The 17808-nt window shown below is 38.6% G+C and carries 21 protein-coding genes; 17 read left to right on the forward strand and 4 right to left on the reverse strand.

Annotated elements, in window-relative coordinates:
- The first annotated feature begins 97 nt into the window (after positions 1–97).
- From O3622_RS01465 to msr(D), 13 genes are all read left to right on the forward strand, one after another.
- Entirely contained in the window at positions 98–688 is a 591-nt protein-coding gene (locus O3622_RS01465) for a thymidine kinase (protein ID WP_000068127.1), read from the forward strand.
- A complete protein-coding gene (gene prfA / locus O3622_RS01470) occupies positions 685–1764 on the forward strand; it encodes a peptide chain release factor 1 (protein WP_001028815.1) in 1080 nt (359 codons plus the stop codon). The genes O3622_RS01465 and prfA overlap by 4 nt, the downstream gene beginning before the upstream one ends.
- On the forward strand, positions 1764–2600 hold the full coding sequence (gene prmC, locus O3622_RS01475) for a peptide chain release factor N(5)-glutamine methyltransferase (protein WP_371606920.1): 837 nt from the start codon (positions 1764–1766) through the stop codon (positions 2598–2600). The genes prfA and prmC overlap by 1 nt, the downstream gene beginning before the upstream one ends.
- A complete protein-coding gene (locus tag O3622_RS01480) occupies positions 2584–3186 on the forward strand; it encodes an L-threonylcarbamoyladenylate synthase (RefSeq protein WP_038805301.1) in 603 nt (200 codons plus the stop codon). The genes prmC and O3622_RS01480 overlap by 17 nt, the downstream gene beginning before the upstream one ends.
- Position 3187: 1 nt before the next feature.
- Positions 3188–3619 (forward strand): GNAT family N-acetyltransferase, encoded by a 432-nt coding sequence (locus tag O3622_RS01485; RefSeq protein WP_038805300.1) that lies wholly within the window; start codon positions 3188–3190, stop codon positions 3617–3619.
- 58 nt (positions 3620–3677) lie between these two features.
- Positions 3678–4934 carry a serine hydroxymethyltransferase gene (gene glyA / locus O3622_RS01490; RefSeq protein ID WP_038805299.1) on the forward strand — a complete coding sequence of 419 codons (1257 nt, stop codon included), beginning with the start codon at positions 3678–3680 and terminating at the stop codon, positions 4932–4934.
- 7 nt (positions 4935–4941) lie between these two features.
- Positions 4942–5916: a nucleoid-associated protein gene (locus O3622_RS01495; RefSeq protein ID WP_038805298.1), complete on the forward strand. Its 975-nt coding sequence runs from the start codon at positions 4942–4944 to the stop codon at positions 5914–5916.
- On the forward strand, positions 5916–6518 hold the full coding sequence (locus O3622_RS01500) for a lysozyme family protein (protein WP_004240129.1): 603 nt from the start codon (positions 5916–5918) through the stop codon (positions 6516–6518). The genes O3622_RS01495 and O3622_RS01500 overlap by 1 nt, the downstream gene beginning before the upstream one ends.
- Positions 6519–6604: 86 nt before the next feature.
- The gene (locus O3622_RS01505; protein ID WP_038805297.1) at positions 6605–7579 is read left to right on the forward strand and encodes a DUF1002 domain-containing protein; all 975 of its coding nucleotides are present in this window, start codon (positions 6605–6607) and stop codon (positions 7577–7579) included.
- A 74-nt stretch (positions 7580–7653) separates the two neighbouring features.
- Positions 7654–9012 (forward strand): 23S rRNA (uracil(1939)-C(5))-methyltransferase RlmD, encoded by a 1359-nt coding sequence (rlmD, locus tag O3622_RS01510; protein WP_371606921.1) that lies wholly within the window; start codon positions 7654–7656, stop codon positions 9010–9012.
- Positions 9013–9610: 598 nt separating this feature from the next.
- Positions 9611–9781 carry a hypothetical protein gene (locus O3622_RS01515; RefSeq protein WP_000873143.1) on the forward strand — a complete coding sequence of 57 codons (171 nt, stop codon included), beginning with the start codon at positions 9611–9613 and terminating at the stop codon, positions 9779–9781.
- 385 nt (positions 9782–10166) lie between these two features.
- The gene (gene mef(A) / locus O3622_RS01520) at positions 10167–11384 is read left to right on the forward strand and encodes a macrolide efflux MFS transporter Mef(A) (RefSeq protein WP_000417519.1); all 1218 of its coding nucleotides are present in this window, start codon (positions 10167–10169) and stop codon (positions 11382–11384) included.
- 119 nt (positions 11385–11503) lie between these two features.
- On the forward strand, positions 11504–12967 hold the full coding sequence (gene msr(D), locus O3622_RS01525; protein ID WP_000420313.1) for an ABC-F type ribosomal protection protein Msr(D): 1464 nt from the start codon (positions 11504–11506) through the stop codon (positions 12965–12967).
- Positions 12968–13084: 117 nt separating this feature from the next.
- Here msr(D) and O3622_RS01530 read toward each other — a convergent pair whose 3' ends face one another.
- The 4 genes from O3622_RS01530 to O3622_RS01545 are packed head-to-tail and all read right to left on the reverse strand — an operon-like array spanning position 13085 to position 14329.
- A complete protein-coding gene (locus O3622_RS01530; protein ID WP_001072467.1) occupies positions 13085–13384 on the reverse strand; it encodes a DUF5960 family protein in 300 nt (99 codons plus the stop codon).
- On the reverse strand, positions 13371–13739 hold the full coding sequence (locus O3622_RS01535) for a hypothetical protein (RefSeq protein ID WP_000567222.1): 369 nt from the start codon (positions 13737–13739) through the stop codon (positions 13371–13373). The genes O3622_RS01530 and O3622_RS01535 overlap by 14 nt, the downstream gene beginning before the upstream one ends.
- Before the next feature lie 12 nt (positions 13740–13751).
- A complete protein-coding gene (locus O3622_RS01540; protein WP_000806926.1) occupies positions 13752–14087 on the reverse strand; it encodes a hypothetical protein in 336 nt (111 codons plus the stop codon).
- Positions 14084–14329, reverse strand: coding sequence for a hypothetical protein (locus tag O3622_RS01545; RefSeq protein ID WP_001813542.1), 246 nt, complete (start codon positions 14327–14329; stop codon positions 14084–14086). The genes O3622_RS01540 and O3622_RS01545 overlap by 4 nt, the downstream gene beginning before the upstream one ends.
- 492 nt (positions 14330–14821) lie before the next feature.
- Between O3622_RS01545 and aac(6') the strand changes: the two genes are divergently transcribed.
- From aac(6') to O3622_RS01565, 4 genes are all read left to right on the forward strand, one after another.
- Complete coding sequence (aac(6'), locus tag O3622_RS01550) at positions 14822–15250, forward strand: aminoglycoside 6'-N-acetyltransferase (RefSeq protein ID WP_049479811.1); 429 nt, start codon at positions 14822–14824, stop codon at positions 15248–15250.
- Positions 15251–15307: 57 nt separating this feature from the next.
- Positions 15308–15916, forward strand: coding sequence for a Type 1 glutamine amidotransferase-like domain-containing protein (locus O3622_RS01555; RefSeq protein ID WP_062123212.1), 609 nt, complete (start codon positions 15308–15310; stop codon positions 15914–15916).
- Between the two features lie 178 nt (positions 15917–16094).
- Positions 16095–16838, forward strand: coding sequence for a CPBP family intramembrane glutamic endopeptidase (locus O3622_RS01560; RefSeq protein ID WP_049489667.1), 744 nt, complete (start codon positions 16095–16097; stop codon positions 16836–16838).
- Positions 16839–16992: 154 nt separating this feature from the next.
- Positions 16993–17799, forward strand: a complete 807-nt coding sequence (locus O3622_RS01565; protein ID WP_371606922.1) for an alpha/beta hydrolase — start codon at positions 16993–16995, stop codon at positions 17797–17799.
- The last annotated feature ends 9 nt before the right edge of the window (positions 17800–17808 follow it).

Consider the following 17808-nt stretch of genomic DNA (forward strand, 5'->3'; position numbering starts at 1 on the left):
TTTCTTCTATTTTACCACATTTTGCCGTTTAAAGCTTCAGAAAATTATGATATACTAGAATGTAGCAAAAATTTAGAAATGGACGTGAAATAGAAGCATGGCACAGTTGTATTATCGTTATGGGACCATGAACTCTGGTAAGACGATTGAGATTCTCAAGGTGGCCTATAACTACGAGGAGCAAGGAAAGGGAGTTGTGATTATGACTTCGGCTCTGGATACGCGTGACGGTGTTGGCTATGTGTCGAGTCGAATCGGCATGAAACGCCCAGCCATTGCGATTGAGGAAACGACAGATATCTTTGGCTATATCCGAGACTTACCTGAAAAACCTTACTGTGTGTTGGTCGATGAGGCCCAGTTTCTCAAGCGTCACCATGTTTACGACCTAGCTCGTGTTGTGGACGAGCTAGACATACCTGTCATGGCTTTTGGTTTGAAGAATGACTTTCGCAATGAATTGTTCGAAGGTTCCAAATACCTCTTGCTCTTAGCAGACAAGATTGACGAAATCAAGACCATTTGTCAGTACTGTAAGAAAAAGGCGACTATGGTATTGCGTACGCAGGATGGTGTGCCAGTCTATGATGGTGAACAAATTCAAATAGGTGGCAATGAAACCTATATCTCAGTCTGCCGAAAACATTATTTTGCCCCTGAAATCAATAAGGAGAATGAAGAAAAATGAACATCTATGATCAACTACAAGCTGTAGAAGACCGTTATGAAGAATTAGGAGAATTGCTGAGTGACCCTGATGTCGTTTCAGACACCAAACGTTTCATGGAGCTTTCAAAAGAAGAAGCTTCAACTCGTGACACAGTAACAGCCTACCGTGAGTACAAACAAGTCCTTCAAAACATCGTTGACGCTGAAGAGATGATTAAGGAATCAGGTGGAGATGCGGACTTGGAGGAAATGGCCAAGCAAGAACTCAAAGATGCCAAGGCTGAAAAAGAAGAATACGAAGAAAAACTCAAAATCTTGCTCCTTCCAAAGGATCCAAACGATGATAAGAACATCATCCTTGAAATCCGTGGAGCTGCTGGTGGAGACGAAGCAGCGCTCTTCGCTGGAGATTTGCTAACTATGTACCAAAAGTATGCGGAAGCCCAAGGCTGGCGCTTTGAAGTCATGGAAGCTTCTATGAACGGTGTGGGTGGTTTCAAGGAGGTGGTTGCCATGGTTTCGGGTCAATCTGTATACTCTAAACTCAAGTACGAATCAGGTGCCCACCGTGTTCAACGTGTCCCTGTGACAGAAAGCCAAGGCCGTGTTCATACCTCAACTGCCACAGTCCTTGTCATGCCTGAAGTGGAAGAAGTAGAATACGATATTGATCCAAAAGACCTTCGTGTTGACATTTACCACGCATCTGGTGCTGGTGGACAGAACGTCAATAAGGTTGCAACTGCCGTGCGTATCGTTCACTTGCCAACCAATATCAAGGTTGAAATGCAGGAAGAACGTACCCAGCAGAAGAACCGTGAGAAAGCTATGAAGATTATTCGTGCCCGTGTTGCTGACCACTTTGCTCAGATTGCTCAGGATGAACAAGACGCTGAGCGTAAGTCTACTATTGGTACTGGTGACCGTTCAGAACGTATCCGTACTTACAATTTCCCACAAAACCGTGTCACAGACCACCGTATTGGCTTGACCCTCCAAAAACTAGATACGATTTTGTCTGGTAAATTGGATGAAGTTGTGGATGCCTTGGTGCTTTATGACCAAACACAAAAATTAGAAGAATTAAACAAATAATGAAATTAGCTCAATTATTTTCAGATTTTGAAGAAGAGTTGATAAGACAAGGAGAGGAAGCAGAAAGCCTCTCTTTTGTCTATCGTAGCTTAAAAAATCTCTCTTTTACAGACTTTGTCTTTGCCCTCCAGCAAGAGGTAACAGAGGAAGAAACACAATTTGTAGAAGAAATTTTCCAGCAGTTAGCGTCTCATAAACCAGCTCAGTATATCATTGGTCACGCAGATTTCTTTGGAATGCAGTTAAAAGTGGATGAGCGAGTTTTGATTCCTCGTCCAGAAACAGAAGAGTTGGTGGAACTTATCCTCACAGAAAATCCTGAGGAAAGTCTTAATATTCTAGATATCGGGACTGGAAGTGGTGCCATAGCTCTTGCATTAGCAAAAAACAGACCAGATTGGTCAGTAACAGCAGCAGATATTTCCCAAGCCGCCTTAGAGCTTGCATCAGAGAATGCTAAAAATCAAAATCTTAATATATTTTTTAAAAAATCTGATTGTTTTGCAGAAATTTCTGAAAAATATGATATAATTGTATCCAATCCACCCTATATCTCTCGTGAAGATGAGTCAGAGGTTGGTTTGAATGTTTTGCATTCAGAACCTCATCTAGCTCTCTTTGCAGATGAGGATGGCCTAGCTATTTACCGCAGAATTGCGGAAGATGCAAAAGACTATCTCACAGATGGTGGTAAGATTTACCTTGAAATTGGATACAAGCAAGGTCAAAGTGTTCCTGCGCTTTTTAGGAAACATCTTCCTGAAAAACGGGTACGAACACTCAAGGACCAATTTGGTCAAGATAGGATGGTTGTGGTTGATGATGGACAGGATTAGACAAGAGTTGGAAAAGGGCGGAGCTGTTGTTTTGCCTACAGAGACAGTTTATGGTCTCTTTGCTAAGGCCTTAGACGAAAAAGCTGTCGACCATGTTTACCAACTCAAACGTCGTCCTAGAGATAAGGCACTCAATCTTAATGTCGCTTCTCTAGAGGACATCTTGCACTTTTCAAAGAATCAGCCAACTTATCTAGAAAAAATTGTAGAGGCCTTTTTACCGGGTCCCTTGACCATTATCCTCGAAGCCAATGACCGAGTTCCCTATTGGGTCAATTCTGGTCTTTCAACGGTGGGATTTCGGATGCCGAGTTATCCCATTACACTGGATTTGATTCGAGAGACAGGACCCTTGATTGGGCCGTCTGCCAATATCTCGGGTCAGGCGAGTGGAGTGACCTTTGCTCAAATTCTAGAGGATTTTGACCAAGAGGTTTTGGGTCTGGAGGACGATGCTTCTTTAACTGGACAGGATTCGACGATTTTGGATTTGTCTGGAGATAAGGTGAAAATCTTACGCCAGGGGGCGATTAAGCGAGAAGATATTCTTGCTCGGTTGCCAGAGATTTCTTTTGAGGAGGAATGAGATGCTAAGAGATTTGCAAGAAACAGATGTGCATGCTATATGTGAGATTAACCAAGAGGCTTTGGGCTACTCTTTTAGTTCAGAGGACACAGCTAGTCAACTAGCTAGACTGTCTCAGGATTCTCATCATTTCCTACTTGGTTATGAGGATGAAGTCAGCCATGTCCTACTTGGATATGTCCATGCTGAAGTTTATGAATCCCTCTATTCCAAAGCAGGATTTAATATCTTAGGCTTAGCGGTTTCACCTCAAGCACAAGGGCAAGGTATCGGTAAAAACTTACTGCAAGGGTTGGATCAAGAAGCAAAAAGACGGGGTTATGGGTTTATCCGCTTAAACTCTGCTGATCATCGTCTGGGAGCTCATGCATTTTATGAAAAAGTTGGTTATACTTGTGATAAAGTGCAGAAACGGTTTATTCGCATCTTTTAGTTGATTTTCTTATTGAAAAAAAACTAAAGGACCAGTCACACTATAAAGGAGAAGACCTATGATTTTTGACAAAGACGATTTTAAAGCATACGATGCTGATCTCTGGAATGCTATTGCCAAAGAAGAAGAACGCCAACAAAACAATATCGAGTTGATTGCTTCGGAAAACGTGGTTTCCAAGGCTGTTATGGCAGCTCAAGGGTCTATCTTGACAAACAAATATGCCGAGGGTTACCCAGGACGTCGTTATTATGGTGGAACTGATGTAGTAGACGTGGTAGAAACTCTAGCTATTGAACGTGCAAAAGAAATTTTCGGTGCTAAATTCGCCAATGTCCAACCTCACTCAGGAAGCCAAGCCAACTGTGCGGCTTACATGGCCTTGATTGAGCCAGGTGATACCGTTATGGGGATGGATTTGGCAGCAGGTGGACACTTGACCCACGGAGCTCCAGTTAGCTTCTCTGGTCAAACCTACAACTTTGTTTCTTACAGTGTGGATCCTGAAACGGAACTCTTGGACTTTGATGCAATCTTGAAACAAGCCCAAGAAGTAAAACCAAAACTAATCGTAGCAGGTGCATCAGCTTATTCTCAAATTATCGACTTCTCAAAATTCCGTGAAATCGCAGATGCTGTTGGGGCTAAGCTTATGGTCGATATGGCCCATATCGCTGGTTTGGTTGCAGCTGGACTTCATCCAAGCCCAGTACCATACGCTCATATCACTACAACAACGACCCACAAAACTCTTCGTGGACCGCGTGGTGGTTTGATCTTGACAAATGATGAGGACCTAGCTAAGAAAATCAACTCAGCTATTTTCCCAGGTATTCAAGGCGGTCCTTTAGAGCATGTTGTTGCTGCTAAGGCGGTTTCATTCAAAGAAGTTTTGGACCCAGCCTTCAAGGAATATGCTGCTAATGTCATCAAAAACAGCAAGGCTATGGTTGAAGTCTTCTTGCAAGACCCTGATTTCCGTATCATCTCAGGTGGTACTGAAAATCATCTCTTCCTAGTGGATGTGACTAAGGTTGTAGAAAACGGAAAAGTGGCTCAAAACTTGCTGGATGAAGTTAATATTACCCTAAATAAAAACTCAATTCCATACGAAACCTTGTCACCATTCAAGACAAGTGGAATTCGTATCGGAGCAGCAGCCATCACTGCACGTGGATTTGGTGAAGAAGAAAGCCGTAAAGTGGCTGAACTCATCATTAAAACCCTTAAAAATGCAGAAAATGAGGCTGTATTAGAAGAAGTGAGAAGTGCGGTCAAAGAATTGACAGATGCCTTCCCACTATACGAGGACTAATACTTTTATGGACATTTATATTAAGAAAGCTATTATCCATCAGTTCAGCCCAGATGAAACCGAGCTGTTTCTAGCGGATAAGTTTCTCAATATCACTCCAAAAATCGAGGAATACCTGCGTAAAAAAATTGAACGTGTGTATTCAGATGAAGCTAAGACTGGGATTTTCGAAGAAGAAAATCCCTTCTTCAATCACATCACAGACGATTTGGTGGAGACATCAGTAACACTGGCTAATCTCTGGAAAGAGGAGTTTAGCATTTCTGAAAATCTCAAGACCAATGACTTGGTTTTTGTTCAGTTTTCTAAAGAAGGCGTTGAACATTTTGCTTTCTTGCGAATTGCCCTGCGCGAGACCTTGATCCACCTCGGTGGAGAAGTTGATAATCCAATCAAGCTGACTCAGAATAACCTGCCTGGATTTGGAACGGGGGCTGATGAGGCTTTGGTGGTCAATCTTCAAAGCCGCAAGTACCATCTCATCGAAAAACGCATCAAGTACAATGGGACTTTTTTGAACTACTTTTCAGAAAATCTCCTAGCTGTTGCACCTAAGATTTCGCCAAAAAAATCCATCAAGGAACTGGAAAAAACGGCCCAGAGAATTGCAGAGTCCTTTAACACAGATGATTTTCAATTTCAATCCAAGGTCAAATCAGCGATTTTCAACAATCTTGAAGAAAGCAATGAACTGTCACCTGAAAAATTGGCTAATGACCTTTTTGACAACAATCTGACAGCTCGTTTGAGCTTTATCGACCAAGTCAAGGAAGCCGTACCAGAACCAGTCCAGTTTGATGAAATTGATGCCAGTCGTCAGCTCAAGAAATTTGAAAATCAAAAACTTTCCTTGTCAAATGGAATTGAACTCATCGTTCCCAATAACGTCTATCAAGATGCGCAGTCTGTTGAGTTTATCCAAAATGACAATGGAACCTATTCTATCTTAATCAAAAATATCGAGGATATTCAAAGTAAATAATGTTTAAATTTATAAGAAGAGTGCTTGTGCTAGCAGTCTTCCTTTTCGCAGGATACAAAGCTTATCATATCCATCAGGATGTTAAACAAGTCATGACCTACCAACCCATGGTGCGAGAAATCTTGAGCGAAAGAGATACTCCAGCCAATGAAGAGTTGGTGCTCGCCATGATTTATACGGAAACGAAGGGAAAAGAGCGGGATGTCATGCAGTCTAGTGAGTCTGCTAGTGGCGCTACCAATACCATCAAAGACGATGCCTCTAGTATTCGCCAAGGGGTTCAGACACTAACAGATAATCTCTATTTGGCACAGAGCAAAGGAGTAGATGTCTGGACCGCTGTTCAAGCCTATAATTTTGGACCTGCCTATATCGACTTTATCGCTCAGAATGGCAAGGAAAATACTCTGGCCCTAGCCAAGCGTTACTCCCGAGAAACGGTCGCTCCAATCCTTGGTAATACTACAGGGAAGACCTATACCTATATCAACCCTATTTCTATCTTTCACGGAGCCGAACTCTATGAAAATGGTGGAAATTATTACTACTCGAGACAGGTTCGCTTTAATCTCTATATCATGAAATTCTTTAATTTCTTCTAAACATCTGGTTTGACCAGGTGTTTTTCACTATAAGCTTTCTTTAAGATTGTTTTATTAACCTAGAAGGGTAAAGGAGGGAATACCCCATGAGAAAGAAATTCTTTCTAACAAGTGCTGCAGTATTGTGGGCCGTAACAGCTATGACGAGTGTCCACGCAGCAACTGATGTTCAAAAAGTAATCGATGAAACCTATGTACAACCCGAATATGTCCTAGGTTCTTCTCTATCTGAAGACCAGAAAAACCAAACTCTTAGCAAACTTGGCTATGACGCATCAAAAGACACCAAAGATATCAAAACCATGACACCTGATATCTATTCGAAAATTATGAATGTGGCTAATGATGCTAGCCTACAGCTCTATTCGTCAGCTAAGATTCAAAAGCTAGGTGATAAGTCGCCTCTAGAGGTTAAGATTGAAACGCCTGAAAATATCACCAAGGTGACGCAGGATATGTACCGTAACGCAGCAGTGACACTGGGAGTGGAACATGCCAAAATCACAGTTGCAGCTCCTATTCCAGTTACAGGAGAGAGTGCTCTTGCAGGGATTTACTACTCGTTAGAAGCCAATGGTGCCAAAGTACCGCAAGCCAATAAAGACTTGGCCCAAGAGGAGCTAAAAGCCTTATCAGATATCAATGCTGAAAACAAGGACAAGTCAGGCTACGATGCCAATAAACTCAATGTCGCTTTGGCAGATATCAAGGCAGGAATCGCAAAGGCAAAAGAAGCAAAAGGCAATCTGACAGAAGAAGATGTTCGCAAAATCGTTGAAGACACACTAAAAAACTACAAACTTGATCAGGTTATAACAGGAAACCAGGTCAACATCATCATCAATTTTGCCCTTAATCTCTCAAAGAGCGACATCTTGAATAATGCTGATTTCACTAAAACCCTAAATGACCTCAAGGAAAGCATTGTCTCTCAAGCTGGAGATAGTTTTAAAAATATCAACCTCAACTTTGATGCCAATAAAGCGCTAGAAGACGGGGGTAACTTCTTTAGCTCCCTTTGGCAAGCCATTGTCAACTTTTTCAAGAGTTTTGGTGCTTAGGTCATTTCATGATATAATAGATGGTAACAGAAATGTTGCCGTCTTTTTTTGTCGGCCGATAGAAAGTGAAAAATATGCTAAAGAAAAATGATATTGTAGAAGTTGAAATTGTCGATTTGACCCATGAAGGTGCTGGAGTTGCTAAGGTAGAAGGTTTGGTTTTCTTTGTAGAAAATGCTCTACCAACTGAGAAAATCCTCATGCGAGTCCTTAAGGTCAATAAAAAGATTGGCTACGGGAAAGTTGAAGAATACCTTACACATTCTCCGCATCGTAACCAAGACCTTGACCTAGCTTATCTACGCTCAGGTATCGCTGATTTGGGGCATCTTGCCTATCCAGAGCAGCTCAATTTTAAAACCAAACAAGTCAAAGACAGTCTCTACAAAATTGCTGGCATTAGAGATGTAGAGGTCGCTGAAACACTTGGTATGGAGAATCCTGTCAAGTATCGAAATAAGGCCCAGGTGCCCGTTCGTCGAGTGAATAGTGTCCTGGAAACTGGTTTTTTCCGTAAAAATTCGCACGACCTTATGCCCCTTGAAGATTTCTTCATCCAGGATCCTGTCATTGACCAAGTTGTGGTAGTTCTTCGAGATTTGCTTCGTCGCTATGATTTGAAACCTTATGATGAAAAGGAACAGTCTGGCTTGATTCGGAATCTTGTGGTGCGTCGCGGGCACTATTCCGGACAAATCATGGTTATCTTAGTGACTACACGTCCTAAAATTTTCCGAGTGGAACAGTTGATTGAACAACTTATCAAGCAGTTCTCAGAGATTGTCTCTGTCATGCAAAATATCAATGACCGAAATACCAATGCTATTTTCGGTAAGGACTGGCGAACACTTTATGGTCAAGACTACATTACCGACCAAATGTTGGGAAATGACTTCCAAATATCTGGACCAGCCTTCTATCAGGTCAATACAGAAATGGCTGAGAAACTCTATCAAACAGCCATTGACTTTGCAGAGTTAAAAGGAGATGATGTGGTGATTGATGCTTACTCAGGAATTGGAACGATTGGATTGTCTGTTGCGAAACATGTAAAGGAAGTCTACGGTGTTGAAGTGATTCCAGAAGCCGTGGAGAATAGCCAGAAAAATGCTAGTATAAATGGTATCACCAATGCTCATTATGTTTGTGATACAGCAGAAAACGCCATGAAGAATTGGCTTAAGGAAGGCATCCAACCAACCGCCATCCTAGTCGACCCACCACGTAAGGGCTTGACTGAAAGCTTTATAAAAGCAAGCGCCCAAACAGGAGCTGACCGCATCGCCTATATCTCCTGTAATGTTGCAACCATGGCGCGTGATATCAAACTCTACCAAGAGTTGGGCTATGAATTGAAGAAAGTGCAACCGGTTGACTTGTTTCCTCAAACGCACCATGTGGAGTGTGTGAGCTTGTTAGTGAAACGTAGCTAATCCTCAAAAGGTTCCCCAAACCTTTTGAGTCCCACAAACACATCATTTTGAGGCGGTATCACTGCTTGTACGAGCTGAGGCATCAGCGAAGAAGTAGTAGTAGATGATCTGCCCATGCGATAGCTGTCCGTGATTGACAAGTGCTAGCACGCAGACAGAACGGAGATAGCGAACCGCTGAGTGTGTCGCTCTGCTCGTAAAAGCTTAGAAACCTTTGAACGAAAGGGATAATGAAAGCCTTGATTGCAAGGCTTTTTGCTTTATGGTGGGTAAGTATCAGAGTGAGAAAATTTTTGGAATGAGTAGAAGTGATAGCTAGAAATTATCAGTTTCTATTTCCATTTACCCTGTGGGTACGTGTTTGTTTCCATTGACAAGGAGTTTGTGGGAATAGAAATGTACCCACCTTGTTTGAATCAAGTGAAGTGTAGTTGAAGGAAATCTGTTGAAAGCAATACTTCATTTTACCGAATAAGTAATAATTTAGGCAACTTCAAATCGATTAAAAAAAACTATTTTAAAGGTTAAGAGTAGACAAAAATTGTCCACTCTTTTTTGCAAACTCAATTTATCAATAAATGAAATGAGGGAATGTAAAATGAAATATTTTGAGGTTGAGTTAGAAAATCCTGATGAATTTTTAAAACTACAAACAGAAGATTTTGTGAAAGCTAATCGCTTGCTACTAAGGAAGATAATCCAGAGCGTTACAGTCTATGAAGAAAACTTCGTCATATCCTTTAAATCTGGCATCGAATTGGAAGTATGAGTCTCATTCCATAACTTTTATATTGAACATATCATCTTGTTGTGTTATACTATAAATTGATATAAACAAAGATGTAGGAGGAACCGAAACTATGACAGCCTCAATGCGTTTAAGATAAGCTGGCAATAAAAAAAGCAGAATCTATACCCGATGATAGGCTTTTTTGTTGTGCTTATTTATACGATATTGAGCATTCATTAGTTACGGTGAGGATATTGGTTATTTAACTATACCTTTATTTAACTATGTCTTTAATATGAATGTTTCCAAATTGTATGTATGCAGACCAAAAGCCACATTGTGGGGTTTGGCCTGCATTTTTTATTGCCTAGAATGCTATTCAAAATAGAAATTCAAGCAAAATAATATGCAGGAGATAATATAAATGGAAAAATACAACAATTGGAAACGAAAATTTTATGCAATATGGGCAGGGCAAGCAGTATCATTAATCACTAGTGCCATCCTGCAAATGGCGATTATTTTTTACCTTACAGAAAAAACAGGATCTGCGATGGTCTTGTCTATGGCTTCATTAGTAGGTTTTTTACCCTATGCGATTTTGGGACCTGCCATTGGTGTGCTAGTGGATCGTCATGATAGGAAGAAGATAATGATTGGTGCCGATTTAATTATCGCAGCAGCTGGTGCAGTGCTTGCTATTGTTGCATTCTGTATGGAGCTACCTGTCTGGATGATTATGATAGTATTGTTTATCCGTAGCATTGGAACAGCTTTTCATACCCCAGCACTCAATGCGGTTACACCACTTTTAGTACCAGAAGAACAGCTAACGAAATGCGCAGGCTATAGTCAGTCTTTGCAGTCTATAAGCTATATTGTTAGTCCGGCAGTTGCAGCACTCTTATACTCCGTTTGGGATTTAAATGCTATTATTGCCATCGACGTATTGGGTGCTGTGATTGCATCTATTACGGTAGCAATTGTACGTATACCTAAGCTGGGTAATCAAGTGCAAAGTTTAGAACCAAATTTCATAAGGGAGATGAAAGAAGGAGTTGTGGTTCTGAGACAAAACAAAGGATTGTTTGCCTTATTACTCTTAGGAACACTATATACTTTTGTTTATATGCCAATCAATGCACTATTTCCTTTAATAAGCATGGAACACTTTAATGGAACGCCTGTGCATATTTCTATTACGGAAATTTCCTTTGCATTTGGGATGCTAGCAGGAGGCTTATTATTAGGAAGATTAGGGGGCTTCGAAAAGCATGTATTACTAATAACAAGTTCATTTTTTATAATGGGGACCAGTTTAGCCGTTTCGGGAATACTTCCTCCAAATGGATTTGTAATATTCGTAGTTTGCTGTGCAATAATGGGGCTTTCGGTGCCATTTTATAGCGGTGTGCAAACAGCTCTTTTTCAGGAGAAAATTAAGCCTGAATATTTAGGACGTGTATTTTCTTTGATCGGAAGTATCATGTCACTTGCTATGCCAATTGGGTTAATTCTTTCTGGATTCTTTGCTGATAAAATCGGTGTAAATCATTGGTTTTTACTATCAGGTATTTTAATTATTGGCATTGCTATAGTTTGCCAAATGATAACTGAGGTTAGAAAATTAGATTTAAAATAAACAATATTGGAGGAATATTTATGTATCTTATTTTCATGTAACTCTTCCTGCTAAAATCGCAGGGTTTTCCCTGCATACAAGCAAATGAAAGCATGCGATTATAGACAGGAGGAAATGTTATGGAATTAATATTAAAAGCAAAAGACATTCGTGTGGAATTCAAAGGACGCGATGTTTTAGATATAAATGAATTAGAAGTATATGATTATGACCGTATTGGTTTAGTAGGAGCAAATGGTGCTGGAAAAAGCACTTTACTCAGGGTACTTTTAGGAGAATTAACTCCCCCAGGATGTAAAATGAATCGTCTGGGTGAACTTGCCTATATTCCCCAGTTGGACGAAGTAACTCTGCAGGAGGAAAAAGATTTTGCACTTGTAGGCAAGCTAGGTGTTGAGCAATTAAATATACAGACTATGAGCGGTGGTGAAGAAACAAGGCTTAAAATAGCACAGGCCTTATCGGCACAGGTTCATGGTATTTTAGCGGATGAACCTACGAGCCATTTAGACCGTGAAGGAATTGATTTTCTAATAGGACAGCTAAAATATTTTACAGGTGCACTGTTAGTTATTAGCCATGACCGCTATTTTCTTGATGAAATAGTAGATAAAATATGGGAACTGAAAGATGGCAAAATCACTGAGTATTGGGGAAACTATTCTGATTATCTTCGTCAGAAAGAGGAAGAACGTAAGAGCCAAGCTGCAGAATACGAACAATTTATTGCGGAACGTGCCCGATTGGAAAGGGCTGCGGAGGAAAAGCGAAAACAGGCTCGTAAAATAGAACAGAAGGCAAAAGGTTCTTCAAAGAAAAAAAGTACTGAAGACGGAGGGCGTTTAGCTCATCAAAAATCAATAGGAAGTAAGGAAAAAAAGATGTATAATGCTGCTAAAACCCTAGAGCACAGGATTGCGGCCTTAGGAAAAGTAGAAGCTCCGGAAGGCATTCGCAGAATTCGTTTCAGGCAAAGTAAAGCATTGGAGCTCCATAATCCATACCCTATAGTCGGTGCAGAAATTAATAAAGTATTTGGGGATAAGGCTCTGTTTGAAAATGCATCTTTTCAAATTCCGTTAGGAGCAAAAGTGGCGTTAACTGGTGGTAATGGAATCGGAAAAACAACTTTAATCCAAATGATCTTAAACCATGAAGAAGGAATTTCTATTTCGCCTAAGGCAAAAATAGGTTACTTTGCACAGAATGGTTACAAGTACAACAGTAATCAGAATGTTATGGAGTTTATGCAGAAGGATTGTGACTACAATATATCAGAAATTCGTTCAGTGCTAGCATCTATGGGGTTCAAACAGAACGATATTGGAAAAAGTTTATCTGTTTTAAGCGGTGGAGAAATTATAAAATTGTTGCTTGCTAAAATGCTCATGGGTAGATATAACATCCTAATAATGGATGAACCCAGTAACTTCCTTGACATACCAAGTTTAGAGGCTTTGGAAATACTAATGAAGGAGTACACCGGAACTATCGTGTTTATCACCCACGATAAACGATTACTCGAAAATGTAGCAGATGTAGTTTATGAAATTAGAGATAAGAAAATAAATCTGAAACATTAAATTTAAGGTAGTCGCTGGTCAGTATAGTCTGTTCTGGTTGGCGACTCCATTGTTAAAGAGTATAAAGACTTTAGATTTTATGAATATTAAAAATAGGAACAGTCAATTGAACTGCTCCTATTTTTCTGCTAAATATATTGTAGTTTTCTTATATGTATAATGATAGATTAGCGGATTCTCATCTACGGTACTTACTTCAAATATGAAGAAGTGATCGCGGTTATCTCTGGACTTTTCCTTATTGAGGACAAAGTAATTCTTACGTGAAGTCGCCATTGTTTTTAGGATATCATCAGTTAGGAAGGTCAATGGAATATTCATGTTAGAGTAGCGGTAGAAGTCACGTTCAAAATCTTGGTAGCTCTCGCTATAATAGTCCATTTGTAGGTGATTACGCTGAAACTCAAGCTGATTCATAGAGCACCTCCTCGACAAGTTCAATACTAATAATGTCTTTTAATTTCAAATTGATGTGACCTGTTGTAGTTTTTATCAAAATGAAATCTTTGGTCAGACTTGGTATTGTTCCAGTGTAGGAAACACGCTTGTTTTTTTCAATCACTTGAATGCGTGTGCGTAGCTGCCCGGCGTATACTTGACTGAGGAGTAATAATTTCTTCTCTAGTGATAAGTCAGACATGTACGTTACTTTGTTTGTATCATCAGAGAGTGCTGATGCATGTTCAGATAGGAAAAAGCCCATCCATTTTTGCATCTTTGTATCCTGGTACTCTCTTGCTGATTGAAATGGTAAATATGAACGGTCAATCATATCAAATCCTTTCTATGCAGAGGCAAGGGTATTTTTATCAAATTGAATCGTAAAACCTTGAATTCCCCCACCTGTGTAACATTCTTTAAAGCGATTGATTACCTCAGTATAGATTATCACAGATGAGCTTGTTGGCTTAATGCTAAATGTAAATTCCAATGGTAATCGGTTTTCAGATTTAGCATGTACTAGTCGTATCGATATTTCAGTTGTTTTGAGTTTTCTCTGACGAAGTTTTGAAGTTGCTGTTTCAACGATTCCATGTAAAAATCTTTCAAGCATTTCAATATCATTACATCCTTTGCTACGGATTTCTGAAAATTGTACTGTATTTTTTTCTTGTTTCATTTTAATCCCTCCAATCCACCCGCGGAATGACCACCGATAAGTTTACTGCGTTCAATATTTCTGGAACCTTCAGTTAGGACGGTTCCTTTTTGTATGGCTAAAAAACCAAACTGTTCTCTGACAACATCAATAGCTGTCTGAAGTCTATTATCTTTTTCAATTTGTTCTACATCATCAAAGAGTGATAGTAGAGTATAGCTTTCATCTACGAAGCCACTATAAGATACACCAATTTGTCTCACTGCACCAGAGGTGTATTTTTTCGGAATAATACAAGTACATGACTCACCATTGTTTTGGGGAGATTTGCGGGTTCAATTTTATTCTGAGCATTTATAGATTTTTTCATCTCAGTCCTAGAATAGCCAATATGAATAGAAACGACAGTAGTCAATACTAGGGCTACTGTTCCGTTCCACAGTATCATTTAAAAATCATTTTCACACCCTTTCGTCTATTAGTATAGAAGAAAGCTCTCAGCACATGTTGAGGCGGTATCACTGCTTGTACGAGCTGAGGCATCAGCGAAGTAGAAGTAGATGATAGGACTCGTAGAATGAGGAGGGAAACCGACGAAATGATACGGTAAGTCCGAACCGCTGAGTGTGTAGCTCTGCTCGTCCGATCTGATACAGTCGAAAAGTAGAAGGGGATGGTATTGGTATCAATCAATGAGTAACAAAGTAACAGCATGATTCGAAACATTTGCTTGTAATTTGCGGAGGAACATCAATATGGATGGAATAACAAAAGATTCTATAAAAACGGCTAAATTAATAAAACAATTATGGCCCCAATTGACCGATAAAGAAGCTTTTGATGAAGTAAAAAAATATACGAATGGCAAAAATACTGCAATCTTTACTGAAGTTGAAGGTGACACAATTGTAGGTCTAGCACTATGTTCACTCAGATTTGATTATGTTGAAGGTTGTAAATATAGTCCTGTTGGATTCTTAGAAGGGATTATTGTTGACGAGGAATATCGTTTAAAGGATATTGCTAAAAATCTCTGTACAAAATGTGAGGAATGGGCGAAAAATAAAGGATGTAAGGAATTTGCAAGTGACTGTACTTTAACGAATACGGATTCTATAAGATTTCATCTCAATATTGGATTTCAGGAGGCAAATAGAATTATTCACTTTAAGAAGAAATTATAATTTATAAACGTGAATAAACTTGTTTAAATTTTATGTCTCTTTAGAAAGTGTGTTAACTTGAAAGAACAAATTTTTTTGATGGGTGGGAATCCCCCAATAACGAAATATAGCATTGTTGATAAAATTGTATTATCAAGCAAGATTGAAAGAATTGTTATTTTTACAGTTTTTCGAGATAATTGGCAACCCTATATGAAAAAGTACACGGGAGTTTTCCAAAGTCAATTTCCTAATCTAAACACTGATTACTTACTTTTGGACACTGAGCAGATTGATTTTGATAGCTATTTAGATGCTGATCTAATCATCATTGGTGGAGGAAATACGGAAAAATATATAGCTACTTATGTCAATCAGGAGTTCAAGAATTATATCGATCATATGCTTAATAAAGGGGCAAAAGTTATAGGGTTTTCTGCAGGAGCCCTATTATTAGGAGAAAAAGTCTATGTCTCACCTAATGATAATTCAGATCATCAGATAAAGATAAAAAATGGATTAGGACTCTTTAGTCAGTTTTTAATTAGTGTCCATTATGATTCCTGGAATGATAAAGCTAATAAGGATAGAGCAGAAGAACTCGTCAGTGTTCCCATAATTCCACTAAATGATCATTCCTGTCTTGTATTGGATAGACTTGGAAACATTATTGAGAAAATTGACTAGTTTTAATCATGCGAATCTGAATCTACGAAACTAAAGTATTGACGAAATGAATAGTGAAAAGCCTTGATTGTAAGGCTTTTTTGTGTTTTTATGATAGAATATAGGTAGTTATAATCGATTGCAACTAAGAAGCAGTAAAAATATTATTCATAAAATAATCAAGATTAGGAAGAAAAAAATGACAGAAATTGATAAAAGGAATTTAAAAAATTATCTTTGTTTTACATTTGGAATTACTTATATATCTTGGGGGCTTCTTGCCATATTTACACAATCTTATATTTTGGGATTAGAGACATTTATAGGAAGAATATTACATATAGTTGGTGCACTTGGACCAGCTATTGCAAGTGGCTTTTATTTAAAAAGTAATAATATAAAATTTAAACATTTTTTATTTAATAAGATAGAAAATAGTAGTATTTATTTCATTTATCATATGTTAGCAATTTTGATACTATTTTCTGTATCTTCCTTAGAATTAAACGGAGTATCAATTTATCTGATGCCATTATTCTTTATACAACTAATTTTTTTTGGTGGTGGACATGAAGAATTAGGATGGAGAGGAATATTACAACCATTACTTGATAAAAAATATACTTATTGGCAATCTAATTTGATTGTAGGATCAATTTGGGGAATATGGCATCTGCCTTTATGGTTTATAGTTGGAGAAAGTCATCAAGGATTTCCTTTTATTTTATTTTTTATATATACATTATTTTTAAGTTTTGTTTTAGGGCTTCTTTACCGTCAAACGAAATCTGTGGGATACTGTGTATTATTTCATGCATTCGCAAATTTGTTAAATCTCTATTTTGTGTTAAAAATTAATCTTATTTTTATTATCATTTTTATTGGTTATTTGATTTATACTATATTGGCGAGTAATAGAATTAGTAAGGAAACAACATTTTAAAATTTAGATCAGGATATCCATTATTGAAAGTAACGTGTGGTCATTCTAGATAATCAATGTTAGAGACTTTTCTATTTGATGAGACATCACTACTTGTACGAGCTGATTAAACATGGGTGTAGCTAGTGAAAGTTCTACAGTAAGGAGTTTAAACATGAAATTCCATGAATTTGGTGATAAGAATTTGCCTCCTATTTTACTGATACATGGTGGTGGAAGTTCTTGGTGGAATTATCTTCGTCAAGCACGAATCTTGTCAGAAGAATACCGTATTATTCTACCCACTTTGAATGGCCACGGCGAGGAATATCAACTTGATTATGTTTCTACTGAAGATTCTGCTTTGGAGATTCTAGACTATATCAAAGCAAACTGTGGTGGGAAATTATTTGCAATCGGTGGTGTTTCGCTTGGTGGTCAAATTGCTATGGAGCTTTTGTCTTTAGACAGTGAAATTGCTGAGAAGGCCATCATAGATGGAAGCCTCTGCATTCCTCAACCAAGGATAGCTAAAATCAGCATCTTTCTAGTGTCTCTATTTGGTAAACTGATGTTCAATAAATTCTCTTGCAAAATTCAGTTAAGCATGATGAACAAATTCTATCCTAAACTGGCTTATCCAGAGGAAATAAAAGCTTATTATTTGGAGGATTTGCCAAGGACGCCTATCAAAACATTGGTGACCATTTACAAAAACTATATGGGATGTTACAAGCTGAAAGATATGATTTCTGCTAGCAAGGCTCAGGTTCTGTATATCTATGGTGAAAAAGAATTGAACTGTGTGAAAGAATCAGCGAAATTATTTCATCAGCTACATTCAAACACAATTTTGTATGAAGCAAAGGGCTATAACCACGGTTATTTATCAGCTTACCTGCCTTATGAGTGGATTGATTTGGTGGTGCCATTTTTAAAGAGTGACTCATTAGAAATGTGTAACGAATCTGATATGCCATAAGGAGGAATA

Source organism: Streptococcus sp. 27098_8_51, from assembly GCF_041432205.1.
GTDB lineage: Bacteria > Bacillota > Bacilli > Lactobacillales > Streptococcaceae > Streptococcus.